Below are 21,166 nucleotides of genomic sequence, written 5' to 3' on the forward strand. Positions count from 1 at the left end.
AAAATGACTGTTTTCTCGAAGCTGACCCTCGCTCTAGCTTGGGTATCGGCGCTTTTGTTTGTTCTGGCCGGCGGCATGCTTACCTTTGAGGTGACGGCCCGGTATCTGTTTGTTGCGCCGACGATTTGGGCTGCGGAGTTGTCCCAGCTGAGCCTCATTTGGGGCTCCATGATCGCCATGCCCTGGATCCTTGGCGCGGGGCGGCATATTGCCGTTGATGCGGTGACCAACCAGCTTAGTCCAACCGCGCAGCGCGTCTGTCAGGGCCTTGCGATGATTTTTGTCGCGGGGTTCAGCGCCATTGTGGCCTGGAAGGGCTTTGGGATTTTCTATGATTCCTTTGAGCGCGGCCGGACAACAGGGTCCATGCTGGATTTGCCCACGTGGGTTACGGAACTCGCAATTCCAGTCGGCTTCGGACTTTTGTTCCTGCAGGCGCTGATTGAACTTGGCAAAGCGGCCAAGGGGCCGGTTTCACTAAGCGGAGCCGGACATTGACAACGATCCTTATTCTCGCAGCCCTTTTCACGCTGCTGCTCATCCGTGTTCCCGTTGCCTTTACGCTTGGTGGACTTGGGTTGGCCCTGCTTTTGTTCGGCGGATTTTCTCCGCTGATGGCGCCGCAAGCGATCCTGTCGACACTTGATGGGTTCATTCTTCTCGCCGTGCCGTTGTTCCTGCTGATGTCCAACATTTTGCTAAAGGGCGGCGTCGGCAAGGATCTCTTCTCCGCCGTTCATGCCTGGGTCGGACATTGGCCGGGTGGCCTGGCAGTCGCCACCATCGTTTCCTGCGGCATCTTTGCAGCAATTTCCGGATCGTCCGTGGCGACGGCGGCCACCATCGGCACGGTTGCGATTCCGGAGATGATCAGCCGAGGCTATGAGAAAAAATTCGTCTATGGACTTCTCGCCGCTGGCGGCACGCTTGGAATCCTGATCCCGCCATCGATCCCGATGATCGTGTACGGCTTTGTCACAGAGCAGTCTGTGATTGCGCTTTTTCTGGCAGGTATCGGCCCTGGCCTGTTGCTTGTCGCGCTCTTCATTGCCTTTGCCATGATTTACGCCCGCTGGTTTGGCGGTTACACGCCGGAGCCACCGGCAAGTGCCAAGGAACGGATTTCGAGCACGATCCGTGCCCTGCCCTCCATGGTACTGGCCGGCGTTGTGATCGGTGTCATCTATACCGGCATTGCAACGCCGACCGAGGCCGCGGCCATCGGTTTTGCCGTTGCCCTGTTGATCACCGGTTTTTACCTCCGAACCCTGACTTGGCAGGGCTTCAAGGAAGCAGCTTTCGAGAGCATGGTGACCACCGTTGCGATCCTCTTGATCGTTGCCGGTGCCAAGGTCTTCGGAAAAGCGATCACGCTTTACCGGATCCCTCAGGAAATCTCGATGTTCATCGGTCAGAACATCGATACGCCGCTCGCCTTCATTCTGGTGGTGTCAGTGGTGCTGTTGATTATGGGTCTGGTGTTCGAAGCGCTCTCCATGGTGCTGATTATGACACCGGTTCTGCTGCCCGCCGCGATGGCCCTTGGTTTTGATCCGATCTGGTTCGGGGTCTATATGGTGGTCATGGTGGAATGCGCGCTGATCACGCCGCCGGTCGGGCTTAATCTCTATGTCATCCAGTCGGTGGCCCGATCCAGTTTGGCGGATGTCTCACGTGGGGTTCTCCCCTTCCTGGCACTGATGCTGTTGAGCGTCGTCATACTCTACCTCTGGACTGATTTGGCCCTCTACATCCCGTTCAAACTCTAAGGACATTCCATGCCGTCTCAGGCTGACAAACTCCGCGCCCTCCTGGCGCAAGACAAACTCAATGTGATGCCGTGTTGTTTCGATGCTTTGTCGGCAAAGCTGATTGAACAAGCGGGTTTCGGGCTGACCTTCATGTCGGGTTTTGCCACGTCCGCGTCCCGCATCGGCCAGCCGGATTTGGGCTTGATGTCCTATGCCGAAGTTCTCGACCAAGCCCGTAACATCACCGATGCGATTGAGATCCCGCTAATTGCCGACGGGGATACAGGCTACGGCAATGCCATGAATGTGCGCCGTACCGTCACCGGATTTGCCAAGGCCGGCGCTGCTGCTGTCATGATCGAAGATCAGCTCGCGCCGAAACGGTGTGGTCACACGCCCGGCAAAGCCGTGGTATCCCGCGATGAAGCCTTTGACCGGATCCGCGCTGCGCAAGATGCCAAGGACGCTGGCGCCGACATCCTGATCCTTGCGCGAACGGACGCCCGGCATGATCACGGGCTCACCGAAGCGATCGACAGGGCTGCAAAGTTCAAGGAGCTCGGAGCCGACATCCTTTTTGTCGAGGCGCCGAAGACGGTCGAGGAGATGCAAACCATCTGCCGTGAACTTCCAGGCCCGAAAATGGCCAATATCGTTGAAGGCGGCGAAACGCCGGAGCTCTCCCATAAGGAACTGGAAGACATAGGGTTTTCCATTGCGGCGTACCCCCTCACTTTGATGGCCAGTGCCATGCAGGCGATGATGGGAACCTTGGTCAAGCTGAAATCGGATGAAGATCGCACCCCGGATTTGATGAACTTTTCTGAACTTCGCGATCGCATTGGCTTCAATGATTATTACGAAGCCTCGGCGCATTACGAGACGTCCAAGCGGAATTAGCGTTTCGGGTGATGGCGAATGCAAAGCCACACATGGACCGGCCCTTTTGCGAGTCGGTCAGCCGCCTGATTGCTCGATCAGGCGGGGTTTTGCGGATCTCCAATCAAACTCAGTTGAATTCAGCTCAACTCGGAATGCTTGACCTTGACGCGGAGCTGCGCCATTCACTGGACAGAATTCGGCAGTAGCCCCATTCCGGGAGACAACTGTGAGAGAACGAAGGCTGACGGCGCGGCTTTAAAACGCGCAGGGCCAGCCTGACTGAGGAGAGACCCATGGCCAAGGCACGGACGCTTTACGACAAGATTTGGGACGACCACGCGGTCGACATGCAGCCGGACGGAACCGGTCTGCTCTATATTGACCGCCACCTGGTGCATGAAGTGACCAGCCCGCAGGCGTTTGAGGGTCTGCGCATGACCGGCCGCAAGGTGCGCCAGCCGGGCAAGACCCTTGCCGTGGTCGATCACAACGTCCCGACCACCGACCGCCGTCATGGCATTGATGATCCGGAGTCTGCACTCCAGGTCGAAACGCTTGCCAAAAATGCAGCCGAGTTCGGCGTCGAGTACTATTCGGAACTCGATATGCGTCAGGGCGTTGTCCATATTGTTGGCCCGGAACAAGGCTTCACCCTGCCCGGCATGACCATCGTGTGCGGTGACAGCCACACGTCCACTCATGGCGCTTTCGGTTCGCTGGCCCACGGTATCGGCACATCCGAGGTTGAGCACGTTCTGGCAACCCAGACCCTGATCCAGAAAAAAGCCAAGAACATGCTAGTGAAGGTCAACGGCCAGATCCCGGCCGGTGTTACGGCCAAGGACATCGTTCTGGCGATTATCGGCAAGATCGGAACGGCCGGCGGGACAGGCTACGTCATCGAGTATGCCGGTGAAGCTATTGAGTCCCTGTCGATCGAAGGCCGTATGACGGTCTGCAACATGTCGATCGAAGGCGGCGCACGCGCAGGCCTGATCGCGCCGGACGAAAAGACCTTTGAATACATCAAGGGCCGTCCGAAAGCCCCGAAAGGTGACGATTGGGACAAGGCGCTCGCTTATTGGAAGACATTGCACTCCGATGCGGATGCCTATTTTGACAAGGTTATCGAGCTGGACGCAGCCAATCTGCCGCCGATCGTGTCCTGGGGCTCGTCTCCGGAAGACGTCGTGTCCGTTGAAGGGGTTGTTCCGGATCCGAAGGAAATCGAAGACGAGAACCGCCGTCAATCAAAGTTCCGGGCGCTCGATTACATGGGCCTCGAACCGGGAACGAAGATCACGGATATCAAGATCGACCGGGCCTTTATCGGATCTTGCACCAACGGCCGCATCGAAGATCTGCGCGCAGCCGCAGCTGTGATCGGCAACCACAAGGTCGCATCGCACGTCAGCGCAATGGTTGTTCCAGGGTCCGGCCTCGTCAAAGAACAGGCGGAAGAAGAAGGTCTGGATGTGATCTTCAAGGAAGCCGGCTTTGAATGGCGTGAGCCGGGCTGTTCCATGTGTCTTGCGATGAACGCGGACAAGCTCGCTCCGGGTGAGCGCTGTGCGTCGACATCCAACCGGAACTTCGAAGGCCGCCAGGGTCACAAGGGCCGCACACACCTTGTGTCGCCCGCGATGGCCGCAGCGGCCGCGATCGCCGGCCACTTCGTCGACATTCGCGACTGGACGGCCAACTGATTCGTCATTGACCGTTTAAGAAAATGTTTGGGGGCGCGTCAAAGCGTCCCTTTTTCTTTGCAAGAAAAAACTGTGGCGGCTCATTGAATTCATCTGCATTTCGCTAAGTGATTCAGAAAGTTGTCGTATTTATCTGCCGAGTTTTCGACACCACTCGGCTGGGTGAAGAAATGAAATCATTGGTCTTCACAAGACTGTCACCTCGGCACTACAATACTCCCATCGCAAAGGGACATACTCTGCTGTCCGCTTGACTGGACACCAGACGTTCTGATGAAGCGTAAGGAGTGGAAGGTGACGATAGCGGTATCGCCGGGAGCTCATCCGGCGTTGGTGCTCAATGCGGATTACCGGCCTTTGAGCTACTACCCCTTGTCCTTGTGGAGTTGGCAGGACACCATCAAGGCTGTGTTTCTGGACCGGGTGAACATCGTTGCGGAATATGACGCAGCGGTCCGAAGTCCGAGCTTCGAATTCAAACTGCCCAGCGTCGTCTCCTTAAAAACCTTCGTCAAACCCAGCCGGCACCCTGCCTTTACCCGCTTCAACGTATTCCTTCGCGACAAGTTCCAGTGCCAGTATTGCGGCAGCAAAGAGGAACTCACCTTCGATCACCTGATCCCGCGCTCTAAAGGGGGCCTGACAACCTGGGAAAACGTGATCACTGCCTGCTCCCCGTGCAACTTGCGCAAATCCAACAAGTCCTGCGAACAGCTCAACATGTGGCCCATGCACATGCCATTCCGGCCGACGATCCAGGATTTGCACAACAACGGCCGCGGCTTCCCGCCTAACTATTTGCACGAAAGCTGGATGGACTTCCTCTACTGGGATACAGAGCTGGACCCGTAGGGTTATCTCAGAATTTTCTGCCGGCGATCTTTGAATGACTTCCATGTGTGTCGGGAAGTGGTAGGGAGCATACTTACTCTAATTCACTCAAGGGTTCAGGCGTAGATCATCGTTTGGCATGGCAAATCAGAACAGCGATTAGACCTTTTGTGCTGGTCTGATTCGTAAAAAAAACGTAAATACTTCAAAAATTCGAGTAGCATTTTAATTGTTTAGGTACTTTTCTTTAGTAGCTATTCCGTAACGTGCCTGAAGGGCATTCGTAGAAACGGGATTGCGTGGCTAAATGATAAAAGCCCTGATTTCAAAGTTTAACCGAAATCATGATGGTTCCATCCTGCCGATATTTGCGGGAATGGTGTTGGTGCTGGTCGTCATTGGGGGCGCAGCAATTGATATTTCCAGGTCCGTTAACGCGCGGGAAAAACTGGCTTATGCTATTGATGCCGCTGCGCTTTCTGTCGCGACGGATCTGTCGACTTCTGCCCTCTCCGACGCACAAATCAAAACTCGCATCGAAAACTCTTTTCGCGCAAATCTTGCCGATGCAGAGTTTCTAGATCAGGCGATAGAGAATTTGAGCTTTGTTATCGACGATGACGAAGGCACGGTAACTGTCACCTCATCTGCCGGTCTCAATAACTATTTTGTCAATATCGGCGGTTTAGGGAAAGATTTGCTTGGGCCGGATGCATTTAATTTCGGTACAAATGCGCGTGTTAATTATTCCAGGTTCGATGTAGAGCTGGCTCTAATCGTAGATGTTACCGGGTCTATGAGGGGTGACATGCCTGCCTTGCGGGAAGCATCGACTGATGTCGTGAACATCCTACTTCCTGAAGATCAGGATCAGTCAGAAGCCAAGGTCCGAATCTCTCTTGTGCCTTACAGTACCGGTGTGAACCTTGGCGGATATGCGGATGTTGTGAAAGGTGGAGCCTATGGTTTTGCCGACAGTTCGGACTGCGTTACAGAACGTCAAGACTATGATGACGGAACGGAACTGTACGACGTTAAATACACTGACAGCCCCTACAACTATTATACGAAAAGCAATCCTCCTCCGAAGGCGACCTTCTATGGAGACGGAAGCAGTGATGGATGCTCAAGTGATTCCGTAATGATCCCGCTAACAAATGACCGGGATGAATTGATTAATGCGATTGACGATCTGGAGGCGGAAGGTTGGACGGCCGGGCATACGGGCGCTATTTGGGGCTGGAATAGTTTATCTCCCAGCTACGCAAACCTTTGGCCGGCTGCCAGCGCGCCGGCTGCTTACAATGATGATAACATTCTGAAATTCGCAATCATGATGACCGATGGCAACAACAACCGAGCGTTTGACTTGCCGTTGACGGAGTACAAGAAAGTCGATGAGGAGTGCAGGAGGGTTTGGCGTAGAGGTCGTTGGAGAACGCGTTGCACCGATATCTATGATTGGGTTGATATTCCGGAAATTGACTTGGAATGGGAGGTTAACAGCGACACTGGGGAAGGTTACAGTAATGAGGCGTCCGTCCGGCACCGGGCATATTGCACCGCTATGAAAGATGCTGGTATCGAGGTCTTTGGTGTCTACTTTGGCTCAAACAACTCCTCTACAGGGGCTCGTAATATGCAAAACTGCGCCAGCTCCGGCAACTACTATCAGGCAAGTTCCTCTGAAGGTTTGAAACAGGCTTTTTCGAACATCGCCAAAAAAATTCAGTCCATCTACCTTTCGAGATAACGTCATTTCTCAGTAAAAATCCGACTTCCGGATAAGAAAAGGCCCGTCGCTAAACGGGCCTTTTTTGTTTTCGCGGTACCTGGTTGAACGGGTTTACGCCCGGTTCTGGCGGTTATCGATCAGGTCATCGACCACGGCCGGGTCTGCCAGTGTCGAGGTGTCGCCGAGATTGTCGAAGCTGTCCTCGGCGATCTTGCGCAGGATGCGGCGCATGATCTTGCCCGAGCGGGTCTTCGGCAGGCCTGGTGAGAACTGAATGAGGTCCGGTGAGGCGATGGGGCCGATTTCTGCCCGGACATGTTTGACGAGTTCTTTTTTCAGCTCATCCGTTGGTTCTTCACCTTCCATCAGCGTGACATAGGCATAAATGCCCTGCCCCTTGATGTCGTGCGGATAACCGACCACGGCGGCCTCTGAGACCTTCTCGTGGGCGACCAGCGCGCTTTCGACTTCCGCTGTTCCCATACGGTGACCGGAAACGTTGATCACGTCATCCACGCGGCCGGTGATCCAGTAGTAACCGTCTTCGTCCCGGCGGCAGCCGTCACCAGTAAAGTAGAGACCTTTGTAGGTGGCAAAATATGTCTGCACGAAACGGTCGTGGTCACCGTACACCGTGCGCATCTGGCCCGGCCAGCTGTCGGTGATGACCAGATTGCCTTCGGTCGCGCCTTCAAGGAAGTTGCCTTCCGCATCGACGACGGCCGGCTGCACGCCGAAGAACGGACGGGTTGCAGAGCCTGGCTTCAGGTCGGTCGCGCCTGGGAGCGGTGTGATCAGGATGCCGCCAGTCTCGGTCTGCCACCAGGTATCCACAATCGGGCAGTTCTGCTTGCCGACGACGTTGTAATACCAGTTCCAGGCTTCCGGGTTGATCGGCTCACCGACCGAGCCGAGCAGGCGCAGTGACGACAGATCCGACTTGTTGACGAAATCATCGCCAGCCCCCATCAGGGCGCGTATTGCGGTTGGGGCTGTGTAGAAAATGTTGACCTTGTGCTTCTCGCAAACCTGCCAGAAACGGCCAGCATCCGGATAGGTCGGCACGCCTTCGAACATAAGCGTGGTCGCGCCGTTGGCGAGCGGACCATAGACGATGTAGCTGTGGCCGGTGACCCAGCCCACATCAGCCGTACACCAGTAGATGTCGCCATCCTGATAGTCGAAGACATACTGGTGGGTCATCGAGGCGTAAACGAGATATCCGCCGGTTGTGTGGACCACACCCTTCGGCTGGCCCGTGGATCCGGACGTGTAGAGGATGAAGAGCGGATCTTCCGCATTCATTTCAACCGGATCGCAATGGTCGGACACGCGGTCTGCTTCGTCGTGGTACCAGACGTCCCGGCCGTCCTGCATGGAAATGTCGCCGCCGGTGCGTTTGACGACGATGACGCTGTTGACCGGCGCCTTTTCCGCGGCCTTGTCGACATTCAGCTTCAGTGGAACCTTGCGGCCGCCGCGCAGGCCTTCATCGGCCGTGATCACGCAGTTGCTTTTGCAGCTTTCAATGCGCTGGGCGAGGCTGTCCGGAGAAAACCCGCCGAAAACGATGGAGTGGATCGCGCCGATCCGGGAACAGGCCAGCATCGCATAAGCCGCTTCCGGGATCATCGGCAGGTAGATCGTGACACGGTCGCCTTTTTTCACGCCCTGGGCATGCAGAACGTTGGCGAACTTGTTCACCTCGTGGTGCAGCTCCTTGTAGGTGATCACCTTGCTTTCGGACGGATCGTCACCTTCCCAGATGATGGCCGGTTGATCGCCGCGCGTTGCCAAATGGCGGTCGATGCAGTTGGCAGAGACGTTCAATGTGCCGTCTTCAAACCATTTGATCGAGACATTGTGGTAGTCGTAAGAGGTGTTTTTCACCTTGGTGAAAGGCTTGATCCAGTCGACACGCTTGCCGTGCTCGCCCCAGAAGCCATCCGGGTCGCTCACCGACTGCTGATACATTTCAAGATATTTCGCGTTATCGACATGCGCCCGTGCGGCTACTTCCGCTGGAACGGGAAAAACAGATGCGGACATTTAGGACCTCCCAGAAACCCCGATTTGAACCGGCGGTCGCATTTGCTCTCCTCCCGCCAGTCTTATTTGCCGGTGGCCATTATGCGTATGGCCTTCCCCAGCGTCCATAACTTAACTTTCGTACTTTCGTAGGCGCGACATTGGTCTAGTGCGTTCAAATACGTAAGGATTTACGCTCGCGTCAGGCAATGACAAAGGGCGATAGCAGCCCGATGACCACCGCCTGAACCAGCAGAACCAAGAGCCAGTGACCGCCGTCAATTGCAGTCAGAGCCCACGGCTGGCTCTGAAAGCGATGGTTGATGATCTGGGTGGTCATCACGATCCCGATCCAGACCATGATGGCCGAGATGATGCCTGCACGGACCGTCACTTCGCCTGTGTGATAAATGATCCCGGCAAAAACGATGGCCATAACCACTTGGCACAAAAAGGCAATAATCATCGTGACTGGGTTCGGCCGTGTCTGTTCTTCGGTTAAACCAGCGGCTTTCATCCAGGCTTTTCCAAGAACACCATACCAGATCGCGCCGACGATAAATGAGGCAATTGCCGCGCCTCCGGCTGCCAGCAAATTGATCCCGTCGAACATCATGTTTGGACTCTCCCTAAAGCACTGCGGTGCGCTCTTTTCGAACGGACAATGAAATCAATAAGGCCGGATATCAAGCGCACTGGCTAGAAAAGGACCTGTCAAAAATGCGAGGCATCTGAAGCCAGAATCAAAGCTTTTGCCAGACCGTTAGGGTTCCAACATCCTCAAAACCGATCTGGCGATAGACGGGCAACAGCTCTGTGTCGGTCTCATAGGTGCAGACTGGCCGATGCGGGAACGGCTCGATGAGCGCATGGAGGGCTCCATAGAGCCAGCTCTTGCGATGGAAGATGTTGGAAACACCAACAACATCCTTGCCTGCGTGAGATGGGCCGTAATTCAGGACCGCGCCGCCCTGAATTTTGTCGTCCCGCCGGATGGATACAAAATCAATGTCCGGAAACTCCAGCAGTTTTGGCGGAAAAAGCTTATGAAGATTTTCGCTCCTATTCCACGCCGTAAGCCATTTACCGAGCGCCTCTGAGGTCTGTGCTTTTTGCCAGTCCGGCGGCGAAGCGGGTCTTCGTGTGCCTTCCTGTGACCGGAACAGCCAGGTGCCGGTCAGAAGTTTCTCAAAACCGGACGTGCGGAGATCGAGGCAATCGAAACTGTCCTTCACCGCTGCTTTGGAAGGGAGTGCGGCAAGCGCAGCAGATAGATCTGCACCGTGCTCTGCGGTTAATGTGACGATGTTTGGAAACAGGGCAACTTGTTTGCCAGAGGCGTGCCAGTAGCCATGGTGAAAATCTGTTTTTGCGCCGGCAGCTCTCAGGACGGCATCGCACCAAAGCGCATTATTTCTTGCGCAAAGCTGAACAGTTTCTGCCGGTGTCACAGCTAAAGACCGCCCTTTTCGACGATGAACTCCACGATCTTTTCTATACCATCTCCGGCTCGCATGTTGGCGAAAACAAACGGTCGGGCCTTGCGCATCTTGGCCGCGTCCCGGTCCATCACGTTTAGATCTGCGCCGACATAGGGGGCCAAATCCGTTTTGTTGATAACCAAGAGGTCCGAGCGGGTGATGCCGGGACCGCCTTTTCGAGGAATTTCCTCACCTGCTGCTACATCGATGACATAGATCGTCAGGTCTGCAAGCTCCGGTGAAAAAGTGGCCGCCAGATTATCGCCGCCCGATTCAATCAGGATCAGGTCGAGATCGGGGATTTTGTCATTGAGATCCTTGACCGCCGCCAGATTGATCGAGGCGTCTTCCCGGATGGCCGTATGCGGGCAGCCGCCGGTTTCCACGCCGCGGATCCGGTCGCTGGTGAGCGCCTGTGACCGCATCAGCGCTTCGGCATCTTCGCTGGTGTAGATGTCATTGGTGATGACCGCGAGTGAATAGCGCTCGCGCATGGCCTTGCACAGTTTGTCCGTCAGCGTTGTCTTGCCGGCGCCGACTGGGCCGCCGATGCCGACGCGCAAGGGACCGTTTTGAGATTTCATGAGCGGAACAACCTCGAATATTGTGTTTCATGCGCCATGGAGGCGATGTCGGCGAGAAAGGTGGAGGTGCCAAGGTCGTCAAGACCGGAGCCCATCGCATCGGCAGCCACTTCTGAGATGAAGGGTTCCAGTGCGGCCAGCACCCGTTGGCCCTCGTTTTGCCCAAGCGGCACAGCGCGGACAGCCGCCGAGATGAGATTGGCTGTAAAGGAGTGGAGAAAGGCCGTCAGGCTTGCGTCTTCCGGCAGCTCATGGGCTGCGCAAATCAGACCCAACGCGACGGGATAGGGCCACTCGGTCAGACGCGTCTGACTGTTCTCAATGGTCAGGCTGCTGAAAACAGCCCCTGCTGTGGTTTGTGAGTCCGGCGGCCAGCTCGCAGTCACAGTGTCAACAAATGCCGTGCCTTGAGCGGATGTTTCCAGATGCCGTTCCTTTGAAGGTTGGAGCGCGAGGCCAAGCTCTGCCAGATCCCCGACACCCTCATTCGACCCGGCAAACGCCGTCCGGTAAGTCTGGCTCATCAGGATTGCATCGCTGCGTCCGGCTCCATGTGCCAAGATGTCCTTGAGCCAGATCCGGAGGTCTTCGGCGGAACTGACACCGCCGGCGTCGATGACCTGTTCCAGCCCATGCGAATAGGTGAACGTCCCAATCGGAAAGGCCGGAGAGAGAAACGTCAGCAGCCGGTAAAGCGCGGATTGGGAAACGGCCCCTGTCATGCCAAAGCCCCTTCGCCAGGCATTGCCACGGATGTCATCCCGGCCTCCGTGCCGGGATCCACTCGCCTATTCGCTTGCCGCACCTTGTGAAACTTGAGTGCAGTTTCTCTGCAAACGAGTGGATCCCCGCTCAAGGCGGGGATGACACCCTTAAAAAAGACCCGGAAAACATCAGCCATGAGAGTGCCCATGCCCATGCCCATGCCCACGCCCATGCCCGTGATCGTGGCTATGGCCATGCGTCTGGCCGTGACCATAGGCCCCGCCCTCTGGATCGAAAGGGGCGCTCAAGGCAATCAGCTTGCCGCCGAGTTTTTCGACCATGTCCTCAATCACGTGATCCCGTCTTATGCGCAGTGTGTCGCCCATCAGCTGGGTGGGCAGGTGCCGATTGCCGAGATGCCAGGCGATCTTCACAAGATGCGCCGTGTTCTCGGCAAGGATCTCGACCAGGTCTTCCGGCTCCGCCAAGACTTCGATGATCCGGCCGTCTTCCAGAACGAGGCCGTCCCCATGATGAAGATGAACCGCATTAGCCTCATCCAGAAGAAAGGTAAGGCCATTTGCTCCCGTCATTGCCGCACGGCGGCGATGACGGTCTTCGCGATCCAGCGTGATCGTGTCTGCGGATTGGCCGGTCCATTCACCGGCGGGTTTGATGCTGGCAACCCGGATCATGAAGTCCTTCCTGGTAGATGAGCTTTGGGCGTTTTCATCAACATGCCCGATCCTCTAGGCCGCTGCAGCCGCAACGACCTTGGCCATCATGGCCTTGTAGCCGGGGCGGTTGCGAAGGGCCTTGAAGTAGTCGTAGATGCGGCCTTCCTTTGGCAGGTCGAACTTGGCGGTAACCGCCCATCCGCCGCAATGGCCGATGATGATGTCTGGCATGGTGAAAGTCTCACCCATGACATATGGCCCCTCGCCCATACGGGCTTCGAGGATCCGTAAACCTTCAGCGAATTCCGCCTTGCAGACAGGCTTGATCTCTGGAACGCGAAGTTCTTTCGGGTGAATGAAACTGTTCTTGGCTGCCGTCCAGAGTGCCCCTTCCAGAACGTCTACAGCCAGTTGCGTGAAGCTGTCCTGGATGGCGCGCTCTTTGGTGCCTGCCGGAAAGGTAAACTTTCCATGCTTGTCGGCAAGATATTGGCAGATGGCGATTGATTCCGGGAGCACCAGATCGCCGTCAATCAGCACTGGCACCTTTCCGGCCGGATTGACCTCGCGAATGCCTTCAGATTGGGGCATTGCCGGATCGATTTCATATGGTTCGCCAAGCTCTTCCAATAGCCACATGACGCGCATAGCCCGAGTCTGCGGATAGCCGACAATCTTGTACATTTCTCTCTCCCTAAAAGTGTTTTCCGGAGAGACTAGAACAGGAAGTAGCGCTGTGCCATCGGCAAAACGTCCGCCGGTTCACAGGTCAGCAACTCGCCGTCGGCACGCACTTCATAAGTCTCTGGATGGACCTCAACGTGCGGGGTGGCGTCGTTCAGGACCATGGACTTCTTGGAGATGCCGCTGCGCACATTTTTGACGGGCAGAACCAGACTGTCGAGACCGGCCTTGTCCTTGACGCCGTTGTCATAGGCGGCCTTGGAGACGAAGGTCACCCGGCTCTGGGTCATTGCCTTGCCGAATGCGCCGAACATCGGCCGGTAATGCACCGGTTGCGGGGTCGGAATCGAGGCATTCGGATCGCCCATCGGGGCGGCGGCGATCGTGCCGAGTTTCATGACCATGTCTGGTTTAACGCCGAAAAATTTCGGATCCCAGAGCACCAGATCTGCGAGCTTACCGACTTCGACGGACCCAATGTGTTCGTCCAGCCCGTGGGCGATTGCCGGATTGATGGTGATCTTGGACATGTAGCGTTTGACACGAAAATTGTCATTTTCGCCCGCTTCATCGGACAAACGGCCGCGCTGGACCTTCATCTTGTGCGCCGTCTGCAAGGTGCGGATGATCACCTCGCCAACCCGGCCCATCGCCTGACTGTCCGAGGCGATGATCGAGAAGGCGCCCATGTCGTGGAGAATATCCTCCGCGGCAATCGTCTCCTTGCGGATCCGGCTTTCGGCAAAGGCAACATCTTCAGGGATCGAGCTGTCCAGATGGTGACAGACCATAAGCATGTCGAGATGCTCTTCCAGCGTGTTCACCGTGTAGGGCCGCGTCGGGTTGGTCGAGGACGGCAGGACATTCGTTTCGCCGCAGACCTTGATGATGTCCGGAGCATGGCCACCGCCGGCGCCTTCGGTATGGAAGGCGTGGATGGTGCGGTCCTTGAAAGCGGCCTTGGTGTTTTCGACGAAGCCCGATTCGTTCAGCGTGTCCGTGTGGATCATCACCTGGACATCGTATTCGTCCGCAACGGAGAGACACGTGTCGATGGCTGCCGGAGTGGTGCCCCAGTCCTCATGCAATTTGAGTGCAGAGGCACCGGCGAGGATTTGTTCTTCGAGCGCTGCCGGCAAAGACGCGTTGCCTTTCCCGGCAAAGGCAAGGTTCATCGGGAAGCTGTCGGCCGACTGCAGCATCCGGGTGATGTGCCAGGGGCCCGGCGTGCAAGTAGTGGCGTTGGTGCCGGTTGCCGGTCCCGTGCCGCCGCCGAGCATGGTGGTCACGCCGGACATCAGCGCATCATCGATCTGCTGCGGGCAAATGAAGTGGATATGAACATCGAGCGCACCAGCGGTCAGGATCTTGCCTTCCCCGGCAATCGCTTCTGTACCTGGTCCGACGATGATATCGACGCCCGGCTGGACATCTGGATTGCCTGCTTTGCCGATGCCGACGATGCGGCCGTCCTTGAGGCCGACATCGGCTTTCACGATGCCCCAGTGATCAACAATCAGCGCATTGGTGATGACGGTATCCACCGCGCCTGCGGACCTCGGTGCCTGGCTCTGCCCCATGCCGTCACGGATCACCTTGCCGCCGCCGAATTTTACTTCTTCGCCGTAGGTCGTGAAATCCTTCTCCACCTCGATGATGAGATCGGTGTCTGCGAGCCGCAACCGGTCCCCGGTGGTCGGTCCAAACATGTCCGCATAGGCGGCGCGGGACATCTTATAAGCCATTCATGTCTCCAATCAGCTATCAGACCAATGTCTGTCAGCCGCCATAGTCTTCGACCATGGCGTTCAAATCATCGATGCGCTGCATGGTCATGACGATCATGCAGTTGCGGTAGAGTTCGTTGCCGCGAGTGCCGCCTCTGAAGGGGAAACTGTAGGCGGTGCAGTCCTTGTCGCGGAAATCGGTCCAGGCCTCTTGCGCAGCCTTCAGAGCCTCCGGGCTTCCCTTCAAATGCTCAGGCAGAGAGGCGTCGACCTCGGTCATCTTTTCCACCGCGCGTTCATAAGCAGCCGTCAGGTCCTTGTTTGCCTGATCCAGTGCCTTTTCTGCGCAGTATGTGCGTTCCGAATTGTTCAGCGGGTAACCGCAATCAATGTTGTCGTCGGCGAGGGCCGGCACGCAAAGGCCCAAGAGGACGGCCGGTAAGACTACTTGGCTCCAAAAACGCATCAATTCCCAAGTCCCTGTGTCAGGTCTTTCAGCTCAGATGTGCGTTGGCGTGTCAGATCCGCCCGGCATTGCAACACCAGCATCGGCTCCATAGACCCGCCGCGGGCCAGAAAACCATAGGACTCACAGGCCTTGTCGCGGAACGGGATCCAGGCGCGCTGGGCCGCTTTCAGTGTCTCAGCGGCACCCTTGAGATCGCCCGAAAGGTAGCTGTCTGTCTGCTTCATTGCTGCCATAGCTGATTTGTAGGCCGCATTCAGCTCCACATCCGCTGCTTCCCAGTCCTTCTTGGCGCAAATGGTCATATCCAACTGGGTTTGCGGTTCTTTGCAATTAACATCCTGCGCATGAACAGCAGGTGCAAATGCTCCACCAAAAACAACAACTGCCAGACCGACAACAAGGAAACGCATTTAGCTTACCCTTTAAGCTTGCCCATGACTTTCTGATTGAAGCCATAGACCGTGCGGTCCCCGCGATATGGCACCAGGGTCACGGACCGGGTTTGCCCCGGCTCAAACCGCACAGCTGTCCCGGCGGGAATGTCGAGGCGCATGCCCATGGCAGCATCTCGGTCGAAGGAGAGCCCAGGGTTCGTTTCGGCAAAATGATAGTGACTGCCCACCTGAATCGGCCGGTCGCCGGTGTTCGATACATCCAGCGACAGCGTCTCCAGTCCGGCATTCAGCTCGATATCACCGTCGGCTGCAAAGATTTCTCCCGGGATCATTGGTCGAGACCCTTTCTGCGCTTCATCCAGGCGAGCGTTGCGCCAATAGACAGGCCGACGGCAAAGATGAGGAGAGTCTCAACAGTGAAATAGCTGGCCGCATCGGTGTGCGGGTGAGCATGTTCTTGAATGCTGGGATGAGCAAAGGCCGACCCTGCAGAAAGTGCCAGGGCAGATGCCGCTGTGATAATTCTGGTCATAACAAATCTCCTTTGGTCAATTCAGCGGATCGGTTCGTGAACCGTCACAAGTTTAGTTCCGTCGGGAAAGGTTGCCTCGACCTGAACATCGTGGATCATTTCCGCGACCCCTTCCATGACTTGGTCGCGGGTGAGAACCTTGGCGCCTGAAGCCATCAGATCAGCGACGCTGCGCCCATCCCGGGCTCCTTCGACGACAAAATCCGTGATCAGGGCAATAGCTTCAGGGTGATTCAGCTTGACGCCGCGCTCAAGCCGCCGGCGGGCTACCATGGCTGCCATGGATATCAGCAGCTTGTCTTTTTCCCTTGGTGTCAGGTTCACGGAAGTCCTCCAGAATTAACAGTACCAAACGCGCGGCAGGCGGGCCGACCGATAGGTTTCAAGAAAGGCCATCAACGACAGTCGTAGAGCCCGACTGTCGGTGGCAACAAAGCGTAAGATGAGATGCCCGTTCCAGGCGCTTGCGGCTGCTTGAACAGAGCCAGAGGAAGCGCCTTCCAGGCAGCTTCGGGCATTTTCCAGTCTGTCTTCGGCGCCAGGTGCGCAGTCCAACAGGGTTGCCATGGCCTTTGCGCCCTGACCGGTTGCCGGACCGGAAAAGAAGTCGCTTGGGTCACCGTTGAGACGCAGATCGTCGGCGAAGACAAGCTTGCCATCCCGGCGGATCCGCCAGCTGTCCTGGAAAAACACCCGGGTCAGCTGTTCGCCCATGGCGGCGCGACCCAGAACGACACTTTCAAGGATGAGTAGCTTGGCGGAGCCGGTAAGCTCTGCAGTGATCCGGCGCGAAACGCTCGAGTTTTCAAACAGAATCGTTTCCTGAGGCAACCATTCCAACGTAGCTTCCGCACCAACAGACAGCTGACTTGTTACTTCTGCGGAGGTCCCTAAACTGCGGTAAGCCCGTTCGGCAGTTTGGGTTGTCACGATTGCGTGAGCATCTGCGCCGATTGCGATGTCATAATCCATGCGATCGCCGCCGGTGAGGCCGCCGGCTGTGTTGATAAGGACAGCGGTCGCGGGTTCACCATAGATCTTGGGGAGGCGAACCTTCGCGGAGCCGCTTTGGAAGAGATCTTTCAGCCGGGTTTGGCCAGCCGTATTCGCGAACGCGACGCGTGCAGTACCGCGTACCCGCTGCATTGCAGGCGCGGTTTTTCCAATTTCCGATGCTGTTGCAGCATCATACATCCTGGAAGCCTCCCCGCTTCGGACCCGTCTCGTTCTTCTTTCTACCGTGCCCGCTCTATGTTTGATTGTCCACGGTCAGGCGAAACCGGCATCTTGTCGTTTCCAGCAGTAGCAACAACCGGGCCAAGACGGGTCGTGTAGAATACTGACGGCAATTAGCCTTCAAAGTGCTGATAAAACGAAACTATTCTTGTTATCAGGAAGCTGATTTGCACAAAAAATAAGCGGGTGCTCAAAAGATTGCCGCTGGATGACTCCATCGCAAGGGTTGCTCTTGCGTCTATGATCCGGTTTTTTAATTGGAACTTTCCGCTAAGGTGCTTTTGATTTGAAGCAGTCGTGTTCGCCCATGGGAAGACAGCGAGGATTTCCGGTGTACGCAAGCTTATTCGGCCGTCGATCAGCCCTGCCCATTCTGGCGGCAACTCTCGGATTGTTTCTGATAGCTGCGCCAGCTCGAGCGGAAATCGGCACATACATCCTCGTGGATGCCCGCAACGGCGCGGTGGTGGACCAGAAAAACGCGACCCGCAAATGGTATCCGGCATCCCTGACCAAGATGATGACGGCCTATGTGACCTTCAAGGCGATCCGCGAAGGACGGGTAGCTCTCGATTCCGCCGTTGTACAATCCAAAAACTCGGCAGCTGAACCGCCCAGCAAGATGGGTTTCAAGGTTGGCACGAAATTCACCATCGACACAGCGCTGAAGATCATCCTGATCAAATCGGCCAATGACGTGTCTGTTGCACTGGGCGAAGCAGTCTCTGGATCAGAAAGCGCCTTTCTTGCAGAGATGAATGCGGAAGCCCGCCGGTTGGGAATGACGAACACCCGCTTTACAAATCCGCATGGCCTTCCGGACAACCGCCAGGTCACAACAGCGCGAGATATGGCGATCCTTGCTATGGCTCTGCGCGCGGATTTTCCGGAGTCGCGAGAGTTTTACAAACATCCAGGCATCCGGTTCGGTAAGAAGACATTGCGCTCGGCCAACCGGGAGTTCCTGCTGCGGGTTCCGGGCGCCAACGGTATGAAGACCGGCTACATCTGCAATTCCGGTTTTAATGTTGCGTCCTCGGTAACCCGCCGTGGACGAACGCTCATTGCAATCATCATGGGCGCGTCTTCTGGTCTTGAGCGGACAGCCTTTGCCCGGCAATTGTTTGATGAAGGGTTCCGAAAGGGCAGCCGCGGCCAGAACGTGAAGAGTCTCAGTGGTTCATCGGGTAATCCGCCGGCCGACGGATATTGCCGCCGGAACAAGAAGCTGAGTTCCAAGCAGTATATCGCCCGTTACGACATGCAGAATGAGCCAAGCGGAGGCGGTTTGCTATTCTTCGGTAAACAAAAGAACCCGAAAGAGGCCAAGGTCGATACCAGCAGCTTTACCAAGTCGAACGGGAAGCCGGACTGGGCCAAGATCCTCGATCGAACTTTGGGACCACGCCGTGTTGCGTACAAGCCGTTGCCGGTTGGGCTCGGCAATCCGAAAGGCACACCGGTCGTCAGTGCTTCGGTACCTGCCGAAGACATTCCTTTGCCGACGGCCAATCCGATCCGTTTGGCAGAAATCAAGATTCGCAATCAGTTGCAGACAGCCCAACCCATTGGAACAACTGGTACTCCGCAGACTGCACAGGCAGGTGCCGGATCAATCCCTCAGGTCGAGGCGACAGCGCAACGACCTGGATCTGCGGTGGATACGTCGCGGACGGCTCCCGGCTCGATCTTTAGAAAAGGGCTTGATTTCACGGTGCCCGTTCCTGCGCCCAGTCCGTCGCGATCCAACTAGATCCCCTTGGTTTGACAGCAGGAACTCGATCACTCTCTGGTTCGCTTAACTTATTTTTAACGCTGTTCTTTAACGATGCAGTAAGCGTCGATCTGAATTGGGGTCATTGCCTTGCCGGATCGTCAGCTGCAGCACAAGAGGTGCTGCTATAGGCGAAGAAACGCCGTGTTGATGAGGATCGAGAGATCACCGTATGATAGAACCGAGATCAACTGCCACAATCCGCGCCCTTGCGAGCCTTGCAGAATTGTCTGCAGACCAGCTGGAAGAAGGCACTTCGGTCGAAGACGTTATCGCAACTTTACGAAAAGCTGCGGAAGCTGTCCGGATGGTAATCGACGAGACAGAAATGGAAGACGGTGCGCCGGAAGAAGCAGATCTCGCGCAAGACCTGACCCCGATGGATCTTTCCGGCGATGACGCCGCTGAGCTGTCTGACGATGATACCGAGACAAAGAGCGGCGAGATCCACGTTCTGAACGCCGGCTGATATTGTTTAGCGGGACTCCAATCATTCGGCACCTCCAAGCATCAGGCTTTCTGCTTTGACGCTGCGCCCTCACAGATGCTAGCCATAGCCCCTTGTGGAGCACAGGCGGTTTTTTGACGTCCGCCACACCTCATTTCATCAATGAGAGTATGCTCCGGGTTTCTATGGAGCAACGTGCATGAGCGTTACGGACGCATCCCCCGTATCTGAAAAGCCGGCAAGAGGCCCCAAGCCGCCGATCCCCGTGTCTGTCCTAACCGGGTTTCTGGGTGCTGGAAAGACAACGCTTCTGAACCGTATTCTTCAGGATCCGGCCATGGCCGATACGGCCGTCATCATCAACGAATTCGGTGAAATCGGCCTGGACCATCTGTTTGTCGATCAGGCAGGCGACGGCATCGTTGAGTTGTCGTCGGGGTGTCTGTGCTGCACGATCCGCGGCGATCTCGTAACCACGCTTGAAAACCTGCTGCGTCATCTGGACAACGGACGGACCGAACGGTTAACCCGTGTGGTCATTGAAACCACAGGCCTCGCGGACCCTGCACCAATCCTTCACACGATCATGCTGCACCCCTATCTGGTGATGCGCTACCGGCTGGACAGTGTCGTGACCCTGGTGGATGCCGTGAACGGGCTCTCCACTCTTGATGAGCATGAAGAAGCCAAAAAACAGGCCGCCGTTGCGGACCGGATCGTGCTCACCAAGACGGATCTGCTCAACAGTGAGGAGAGCCAGAGGAACTTTTCGGATCTGAAATCCCGGCTTCTTGCTTTGAACCCGGGCGTGATGGTGCTTGATACCCAGGCCGGGGACGCGACCCCGGAAACGCTTTTCAATGCCGGGCTCTACAATCCGGAGACCAAGATCCCGGATGTTGCCAACTGGCTGAACGCGGAAGCCTATGAGCCAAACCACCATGATCATTCTCATGGCCATCATCACCATGACGGCGATCACCACCATGGGCACCATCATCACGGCCACGATCATGCGCATGACATAAACCGGCACAGCGACGCGATCCGGGCCTTCACCCTTTCGACCGACCGTCCGGTCTCGGCTTCCGCGCTGGAAATGTTTCTGGATTTGCTGCGCTCGGCGCACGGCCCAAAACTGCTGCGGGTCAAAGGCATTGTTCAGATCGCCGAGGACCCGGGACGGCCCGTTGTCATTCACGGCGTTCAACACGTCTTCCACCCACCGGCAACGCTGGACGCCTGGCCGGATGCGGACCGGCGGACCCGGATGGTATTCATCACCAAGGATTTGCCTGAAGGGTTCGTCCGCAAGATGTTCGAAGCCTTTTCCGGCGCACTCCGGCCCGACACGCCGGATAGTGAGGCCATGCTGAACAACCCGCTTGCCGTCTCTGGCTTTACGAGCCCGCTGCGTTAGTCTTCAGCCTTCATGGCAGAAAAATAAAGCCGGCAGTGCAGAGCTGCCTCTCCCATTGGGTCAGGTGACTTGCCACAAGATACGGTGTTTCAGCAATAATT

At 56.4% G+C, this 21,166-nt stretch carries 23 protein-coding genes; 9 read left to right on the forward strand and 14 right to left on the reverse strand.

Annotation, left to right across the window (positions count from 1 at the left end):
* Window positions 1–3 precede the first annotated feature (3 nt).
* The 6 genes from AC0J4F_RS05160 to AC0J4F_RS05185 all read left to right on the forward strand — a co-directional run bounded on the left by AC0J4F_RS05160 (window position 4) and on the right by AC0J4F_RS05185 (window position 6,923).
* On the forward strand, window positions 4–498 hold the full coding sequence (locus AC0J4F_RS05160; RefSeq protein WP_133952742.1) for a TRAP transporter small permease: 495 nt from the start codon (window positions 4–6) through the stop codon (window positions 496–498).
* Window positions 495–1,769 carry a TRAP transporter large permease gene (locus tag AC0J4F_RS05165; protein WP_133952743.1) on the forward strand — a complete coding sequence of 425 codons (1,275 nt, stop codon included), beginning with the start codon at window positions 495–497 and terminating at the stop codon, window positions 1,767–1,769. Before AC0J4F_RS05160 ends, AC0J4F_RS05165 begins: the two co-directional genes overlap by 4 nt.
* Window positions 1,770–1,778: 9 nt before the next feature.
* The gene (locus tag AC0J4F_RS05170) at window positions 1,779–2,651 is read left to right on the forward strand and encodes an isocitrate lyase/PEP mutase family protein (RefSeq protein ID WP_133952744.1); all 873 of its coding nucleotides are present in this window, start codon (window positions 1,779–1,781) and stop codon (window positions 2,649–2,651) included.
* Between the two features lie 275 nt (window positions 2,652–2,926).
* On the forward strand, window positions 2,927–4,339 hold the full coding sequence (gene leuC / locus AC0J4F_RS05175; RefSeq protein WP_133952745.1) for a 3-isopropylmalate dehydratase large subunit: 1,413 nt from the start codon (window positions 2,927–2,929) through the stop codon (window positions 4,337–4,339).
* Window positions 4,340–4,633: 294 nt separating this feature from the next.
* Window positions 4,634–5,191 carry an HNH endonuclease gene (locus AC0J4F_RS05180; protein ID WP_040452667.1) on the forward strand — a complete coding sequence of 186 codons (558 nt, stop codon included), beginning with the start codon at window positions 4,634–4,636 and terminating at the stop codon, window positions 5,189–5,191.
* 286 nt (window positions 5,192–5,477) lie between these two features.
* A complete protein-coding gene (locus AC0J4F_RS05185) occupies window positions 5,478–6,923 on the forward strand; it encodes a TadE/TadG family type IV pilus assembly protein (protein ID WP_133952746.1) in 1,446 nt (481 codons plus the stop codon).
* A 93-nt stretch (window positions 6,924–7,016) separates the two neighbouring features.
* Here AC0J4F_RS05185 and acs read toward each other — a convergent pair whose 3' ends face one another.
* The 14 genes from acs to AC0J4F_RS05255 form a co-directional block, all read right to left on the reverse strand.
* Window positions 7,017–8,954: an acetate--CoA ligase gene (gene acs / locus AC0J4F_RS05190; protein WP_133952747.1), complete on the reverse strand. Its 1,938-nt coding sequence runs from the start codon at window positions 8,952–8,954 to the stop codon at window positions 7,017–7,019.
* 181 nt (window positions 8,955–9,135) lie between these two features.
* Complete coding sequence (locus AC0J4F_RS05195) at window positions 9,136–9,549, reverse strand: DUF1761 domain-containing protein (RefSeq protein WP_209002675.1); 414 nt, start codon at window positions 9,547–9,549, stop codon at window positions 9,136–9,138.
* Window positions 9,550–9,676: 127 nt separating this feature from the next.
* Window positions 9,677–10,384, reverse strand: coding sequence for a hypothetical protein (locus AC0J4F_RS05200; RefSeq protein ID WP_473025615.1), 708 nt, complete (start codon window positions 10,382–10,384; stop codon window positions 9,677–9,679).
* Window positions 10,385–10,386: 2 nt separating this feature from the next.
* Window positions 10,387–10,998 carry an urease accessory protein UreG gene (gene ureG / locus AC0J4F_RS05205; protein ID WP_209176462.1) on the reverse strand — a complete coding sequence of 204 codons (612 nt, stop codon included), beginning with the start codon at window positions 10,996–10,998 and terminating at the stop codon, window positions 10,387–10,389.
* Window positions 10,995–11,720, reverse strand: coding sequence for an urease accessory protein UreF (locus AC0J4F_RS05210; RefSeq protein ID WP_473025616.1), 726 nt, complete (start codon window positions 11,718–11,720; stop codon window positions 10,995–10,997). Before AC0J4F_RS05210 ends, ureG begins: the two co-directional genes overlap by 4 nt.
* Window positions 11,721–11,891: 171 nt before the next feature.
* The gene (locus AC0J4F_RS05215; protein WP_473025617.1) at window positions 11,892–12,398 is read right to left on the reverse strand and encodes an urease accessory protein UreE; all 507 of its coding nucleotides are present in this window, start codon (window positions 12,396–12,398) and stop codon (window positions 11,892–11,894) included.
* Window positions 12,399–12,452: 54 nt separating this feature from the next.
* Entirely contained in the window at window positions 12,453–13,064 is a 612-nt protein-coding gene (locus AC0J4F_RS05220) for a glutathione S-transferase family protein (RefSeq protein WP_133952753.1), read from the reverse strand.
* Window positions 13,065–13,096: 32 nt separating this feature from the next.
* Entirely contained in the window at window positions 13,097–14,809 is a 1,713-nt protein-coding gene (ureC, locus tag AC0J4F_RS05225; protein WP_133952754.1) for an urease subunit alpha, read from the reverse strand.
* Window positions 14,810–14,843: 34 nt separating this feature from the next.
* Entirely contained in the window at window positions 14,844–15,206 is a 363-nt protein-coding gene (locus tag AC0J4F_RS05230; RefSeq protein ID WP_209002677.1) for a lysozyme inhibitor LprI family protein, read from the reverse strand.
* Between the two features lie 50 nt (window positions 15,207–15,256).
* Window positions 15,257–15,670, reverse strand: coding sequence for a lysozyme inhibitor LprI family protein (locus tag AC0J4F_RS05235; RefSeq protein ID WP_133952756.1), 414 nt, complete (start codon window positions 15,668–15,670; stop codon window positions 15,257–15,259).
* A 5-nt stretch (window positions 15,671–15,675) separates the two neighbouring features.
* A complete protein-coding gene (locus tag AC0J4F_RS05240; RefSeq protein WP_133952757.1) occupies window positions 15,676–15,987 on the reverse strand; it encodes an urease subunit beta in 312 nt (103 codons plus the stop codon).
* The gene (locus AC0J4F_RS05245) at window positions 15,984–16,187 is read right to left on the reverse strand and encodes a hypothetical protein (protein WP_133952758.1); all 204 of its coding nucleotides are present in this window, start codon (window positions 16,185–16,187) and stop codon (window positions 15,984–15,986) included. Before AC0J4F_RS05245 ends, AC0J4F_RS05240 begins: the two co-directional genes overlap by 4 nt.
* Window positions 16,188–16,208: 21 nt before the next feature.
* Window positions 16,209–16,511: an urease subunit gamma gene (locus AC0J4F_RS05250; protein WP_133952759.1), complete on the reverse strand. Its 303-nt coding sequence runs from the start codon at window positions 16,509–16,511 to the stop codon at window positions 16,209–16,211.
* A gap of 15 nt (window positions 16,512–16,526) precedes the next feature.
* On the reverse strand, window positions 16,527–17,381 hold the full coding sequence (locus AC0J4F_RS05255) for an urease accessory protein UreD (RefSeq protein ID WP_473025618.1): 855 nt from the start codon (window positions 17,379–17,381) through the stop codon (window positions 16,527–16,529).
* Between the two features lie 373 nt (window positions 17,382–17,754).
* Between AC0J4F_RS05255 and AC0J4F_RS05260 the strand changes: the two genes are divergently transcribed.
* The 3 genes from AC0J4F_RS05260 (at window position 17,755) to AC0J4F_RS05270 (ending at window position 21,065) form a co-directional block, all read left to right on the forward strand.
* Entirely contained in the window at window positions 17,755–19,176 is a 1,422-nt protein-coding gene (locus AC0J4F_RS05260) for a D-alanyl-D-alanine carboxypeptidase family protein (protein ID WP_473025619.1), read from the forward strand.
* 193 nt (window positions 19,177–19,369) lie between these two features.
* Window positions 19,370–19,666, forward strand: coding sequence for a hypothetical protein (locus AC0J4F_RS05265; RefSeq protein WP_133952762.1), 297 nt, complete (start codon window positions 19,370–19,372; stop codon window positions 19,664–19,666).
* Between the two features lie 178 nt (window positions 19,667–19,844).
* Window positions 19,845–21,065, forward strand: a complete 1,221-nt coding sequence (locus AC0J4F_RS05270) for a CobW family GTP-binding protein (RefSeq protein ID WP_473025620.1) — start codon at window positions 19,845–19,847, stop codon at window positions 21,063–21,065.
* The last annotated feature ends 101 nt before the right edge of the window (window positions 21,066–21,166 follow it).

This window comes from Roseibium sp. R5 (assembly GCF_055755305.1).